The organism is Hydrogenimonas sp. (assembly GCF_029933015.1).
In the GTDB taxonomy this organism is placed as follows: domain Bacteria; phylum Campylobacterota; class Campylobacteria; order Campylobacterales; family Hydrogenimonadaceae; genus Hydrogenimonas.
In genome coordinates this window covers 1-5,604 of record NZ_JAOZOZ010000105.1, presented here as the reverse complement: position 1 = coordinate 5,604, position 5,604 = coordinate 1, and the positions used below count along the sequence as shown (strand labels likewise).

Below are 5,604 nucleotides of genomic sequence, written 5' to 3'. Positions count from 1 at the left end.
TCCCCAGCGATTACGGGTTCATCGCCTACGAGATCGAAACGAAATCGAGCGGCATTGTCCGATCCTTTTCCAAAATCTCCCTCAATCCTTTCAACATCGAAGGCGAACTCACCGTCGACGGGGGAAGGTTCGACAAAATCAACCACTACCTCAAAGAGTTCGCCAATCTCGATATCAAAGAGGGCACCGCGGAACTCTACCTGGCCTACCGGGCGTCTCAGACACCCCACGGGGTGGCCGCGAAAATCGAAGAGGGACGGTTCGCCCTGCATGGCTTCAGGCTCGACGATCCCGTTTCGACACCTGTGACCATAGGCCGCTTCGCTGTAGAGGGCATCGAAGCGGCATGGCCTGAGCGCACGATCCACATCGGCAGCGTCTCACTGGAGGAGACGAAACTCTACGCTTCGATGGATAGAAAAGGGAAACTCTCTTTCGAAAAATGGCTCAAAAAAAGCGGCAAAGCCAAAAAGAGCGACACGAACGCTTCCACCGCCTCGGACGCATCGTCGAAACCGTGGCACATCACCGTGGATGAAACAGTACTGCAAAAGGTCCACACCGCTTTCGAAACGCCCGCCTACCGCCTCGACGCCGACCACGCCCACACGATCGGAGCGGTCCGGTTCGACACGAACGGCACGCTCCACGCACGGCTCAAGACCCTGGCGCTCGGAAAGATCGCGCTGCTGGACAAAAAAGCCCGCGACAAACCCGCCGCCCTGCGGCGCATCGAGCTGAAAAACGGCGATCTCACGATGCCCGAAAACCGGCTGGCGGTCGAGAGCCTCCATATCGACGCACCCAAAGGCACGGTGGTTCTCGACAAAAAAGGTCGAAGCAACTTCGAACGCCTCTTCATTCAGAAAAAAAGCCCATCTTCACGGCCGAAAAAAAGAGCGGACACGAAAAAGACCAAGCCTTTCAATGTCTCCCTTAACACGCTGCGCCTGAGCGGAGGAGAGATACGCCTCGACGACCGCTCCGGCCCCGAACGGGCCAGACTGGATATGAAAAAGATCACCGCGCAGATCGACGGATTCGCCTGGCCTCAGAAAAAGAGAGCGGACTTCAAGCTCTCCCTCGCCACACCCGAAAAAGGGCGCATTTGGGCCAAAGGAAAATTTCTCGCCGATCCCCTGCAGGCGGAGCTGAACCTGCGGACCGCGTCGGTGGCGCTGCACCCCTACCTCCCCTATATCCAAAGATTTGTACGCATCGACATCCCGAAAGGCTCCCTCGACAGCCGCGCGAAGATCTCCTACGACGACCGCAGGAAACCGAAGGCGAAGATCGACTACTCCCTCGACCTCAAAAACCTGCGGATCGACCACGCCGACAAAAAAGAGAAGATCTTCAGGGTCGAAAAGATCACCCTAAAACCGGCGAAACTGGAACTCTTCCCCCACGCCATGAAAGTCGACCGGATCCGTGTCGAAAAACCCTATATGAAGGTACACATCGGCAAAAACCGCTCGACCAATCTCGACGGGCTCGTCGTCGAAGGGAAAAAGAGCGCTTCTTCCGCCAAAAAGAGACCGAAAAGCGAAAAAGAGGATGCCTTCGACTACATGCTGACGAAAATCGAGATCGAAAACGGCAGCAGCGACTTCTCCGACCTCTCGCTGCCGCTGCCCTTCTCGACCCACATCCACGACCTCAACGGCGAAGCGCTGGGCATCAGCTCCAAACCCGACAACGTCGCCGCCGTCCGTCTCAAAGGTGTCGTGGACAAGTACGGCATGGCCAACATCAAAGCCATTCTGATCGCCGCCAATCCCGTCAAAAAGAGCGAAGTGGACATCGACTTCAGAAACCTCGACGTCACCAACCTCTCCCCCTATACCGGCAAATATATCGGCTACACGATCAAAGACGGCCGCCTCTGGCTCAAACTCAAATACCTCATCGACGCCGGAAAGCTAAAAAGCGACAACAAGATCGTCCTGAAAAAACTGGAGCTGGGCGACGAGGTGGAGAGCAACGAAAGCATCGACGCCCCGATCAAGATGGCCCTGGCGCTGCTCAAGGACAGCGACGGCGTCATCGACCTGGACATCCCCGTCGACGGCAACGTGACCGACCCGAAATTCAAGATCGGCAAAGTGGTCTGGCAGGCGATCGGCAACATGATCAGCGGCATCGTGACCGCCCCCTTCCGCTTCCTGGGAAGCATGCTGGGCATCAAAGGCGAGAAGCTCCAGTACGTCGACTTCGAACCGGGCAGCGACGTCGTCGACCCGACCGAGATGGAGAAGCTCGACAAAATCGTCCAGATATTTCAGAAACGGCCGCTGCTGAAGCTCGAGCTTACGGGCGCCTACCACATCGCCGCCGATACCCGGGGCATCCGCAAAAGCAAGCTGCGCGACATCTTCATCGCGGAGACGAAGCAGAAAAAGGATGAGCAGATCAAAAACAGGATGACGGCGGACCTGCTCGAAGGCCTCTACAAAAAGCGGACCGACTACAAGAGCCTCATGGCCCTGAAAAAAGCCTACCGGAAAGAGCTGAAACAAAAAAACGAGAAGTTCGACGAGCGCAAATACCTCGAACGGCTCTACGAAGCGCTGCTGGTGACGATACCCGTCACGACCGACGAGCTGAAGGCCCTGGGCCGCAGCCGCGCGCAGCATATCGCAGACTACATGAAGGGTAAAGGCATAGAGAAAAACCGCACGGGCATCGGTGAATCGAAACCTGTACAGAAACTGGCCGAAAACGGCCTGGTACCCCTGAAGCTGGGCCTCGGAACGACAAAATAGGAGTAAACATGGAAAAAATCTTCGAAAAACTGGGCATCTTCTACCTCGGAAAAGACCTCGACACCGAATCGCTGGAAGCGACGGAAAACCCGACACTCGTCAAATCGAAAATCTTCACGACCCACGCCGCCATCATCGGAATGACCGGCAGCGGAAAGACGGGACTGGGGATCGACATCCTCGAAGAGGCGGCCATCGACAACATCCCCGTCATCGCCATCGACCCCAAAGGGGACATGGGCAACCTCTGCCTCGCCTTCGACGACCTGAAGCCGGAGGATTTCCTGCCGTGGGTCGAGGAGGATGCCCAGCAGAAGGGTGTGGAGCCGATGGAGTACGCCAAAAAGACGGCCGAAACGTGGAAAAAGGGGATCGAGAGTTTCGACCAGACCACGGAGCGCATCCGCCGCTTCAAAGAGCACGACGTCACGATCTACACCCCCGGCTCCAGCGCCGGCGTACCGGTGAGCGTGCTGGCCAGCCTCGACATACCCGACAGCTCGATCCTCGAGGATCCCGACACCCTCGCATCGGCCATCAACTCCACCGTCGCATCGCTCCTCTCCCTCGTCTCCATCGAGGCCGATCCATTGGAGAGCCGCGAGTTCATCCTGATCGCCCAGATCGTCAAAAGGGCGTGGCTGGAGGAGGCACCGCTGGACATGGGCACCCTGATCGCCCAGATCATCACCCCGCCCTTCTCCAAAATCGGCGTGCTGCCGCTGGAGAGCTTCTACCCGCCATCCGACCGCTTCAAACTCGCCTCCAAATTCAACAACGTCCTGGCCAGCCCCACCTTCGAAAACTGGCTCAAGGGCGACCCCCTCGACATCGGCGCCCTGATGTACGACGCCGGCCAGAAGTCGAAGATCTCCATCTTCTCCATCGCCCACCTGAGCGACCAGGAGCGGATGTTTTTCGTCACGCTCCTGCTCAACAAGATCCTGGGATGGATGCGCCGCCAAAGCGGCACCGGACGTCTGCGCGCGCTGGTCTACATGGACGAGATCTACGGTTACTTCCCCCCGACGAAAAACCCGCCCTCCAAAGAGCCGATGATGCTGATGCTCAAACAGGCCAGGGCCTTCGGGGTCGGTATGGTCCTCTCCACCCAGAACCCCGTGGACCTGGACTACAAGGGGCTATCGAACATCGGCACCTGGTTCATCGGGCGCCTGCAGACGAAACAGGACATCTCCAAAGTGATCGAGGGGCTCAGCGGCAAGATCGAAGGCACCCTCTCCAAAGATCGGATAGAAAAGTTGATCGCCTCTTTGCCCAAACGGGTCTTTTTCCTCAAAAGCGCCCACATCGAACAGGTCCGTCTCTTTAGAACCCGCTGGGTGCTCAGCTATCTGAAAGGGCCGCTGAAAAAACGGGATATCTCGATCCTGATGGCCGCGAAAAAGAGAGGCGCCGCCCCCGCCGGAGAAAAGAAACCCCAAAAACGCGAGAGTGCGGCGGCCCCTTCTGCCCGACCCATCCTCTCTCCCTCCATTCCCCAGCGCTTCGAACCCGCCCTGCAGGCCGGCGGCACCTACTACCCCACCCTCGCGGCCAAAGGTCGCGTGAGATTTTTCAACGCCACCCGGGGCATCGACATCCAGGAAGAGGTGTGCCGCATCCATGAGCTGGACGAACGGACCGAGACGCTCCGCTGGGACGAAGCGGAGCCCTGTGAAGAGGATTTCGAGCGGGCACCGGAAAAACCGCGGGAGGATGCCGCCTTCGCGCCCCTTCCCCCCGCCGTAGCCAACGCGAAAAGCCTCAAACCCTTCGCCCGCGCCTTCGCCGACTGGCTCTACGACGAAAAACGGCTCGAACTCTACCGCTGCAAGGCGCTGAAAGCGGAGTCCAGACCGGGGGAGAGCCTGGAGAGTTTCAAAGAACGCCTCGTGGACATGCTGGAGGAGAAGCGATCGGAAGAGAGCGAAAAGCTGCAGGAGCGCTACGCCAAAAAGCTCGAAACGCTCCATGACCGCTACCAAAGAGCCCTGCACCGTCTCGAAAAGGAGAAGCAGGACGTGCAGCAGAAGACCACCAGCTCCATCATCGACGCCGGCCTGGCCGTCTTCGGCGCCCTCTTCGGCGGAAAACGGTCGGCGGCTTCGAAAGTGGGCCAGGCGATCAAAGGGGGCAAAAGCGTCCTCAAAGAACGCAGCGACGTCGCCCGGGCCGAAGAGAGGCTGGCCGCCGTCGAAGAGAAGATCGAAGCGCTGAAAGAGGAACTCGAAGAGAGGCTCGACGCACTGGAAGAGAAGTATTCGCTCGAAAACTATCCCGTCGAAACCTTTTTCATCAAACCCCGAAAAAGCGATATCCAGGTCGACACGACTCTGCTGTACTGGAGATGGAGTCCGGCGTGAGGGGCGGCATCTGCGCATACGTCGCACCATCTGATGCGTACCGGTACCCACAGAGATCGTCCCGAACTTTCATATTTGTAGAATCCACTCCAAAAGGAAAACGTAAATTTTCGCGAAACACCGACGTGGCCCTTTAGACGGATTTGAAATGGGTTCTATGGTAAAATGGTGACAAAGCCCCATCCGAGCCGGACGGCAGGATTCCCGAAAGGGTTTTGCGGAAACCATACGACAAGGCCGATATGTGAAACGAAGCCATGAAGTCGAAACGCTCAATATCCTTCTCGACAGCGCGATAGAAGGAATCGCCGTTTTCGACAGTGAAAGAAAAGCGATCCTCTCCAACAGAAACTTCGCGGATATTTTCGGCTACGAAGAGGATGAAATCATCGGTATGAAAGTTTTCGATTTCGTGGCGCCCGAATCCCGCGATCTGGTCAGAGAAAAGATAAAGGTACAGGATCAGACACCCT

Annotated in this window: 3 protein-coding genes; all 3 read left to right on the top strand. The window is 57.5% G+C overall.

Annotated features, from left to right (window positions below):
- Window positions 1-2,765: DUF748 domain-containing protein (locus Q1K23_RS07230; RefSeq protein ID WP_300363475.1), on the top strand; the 2,765-nt coding region annotated here is incomplete at its 5' end.
- An 8-nt stretch (window positions 2,766-2,773) separates the two neighbouring features.
- On the top strand, window positions 2,774-5,131 hold the full coding sequence (locus Q1K23_RS07225; protein WP_300363474.1) for a DUF87 domain-containing protein: 2,358 nt from the start codon (window positions 2,774-2,776) through the stop codon (window positions 5,129-5,131).
- 244 nt (window positions 5,132-5,375) lie between these two features.
- The coding region (locus tag Q1K23_RS07220; protein ID WP_300363473.1) for a PAS domain-containing protein at window positions 5,376-5,604 on the top strand (229 nt) is incomplete at its 3' end.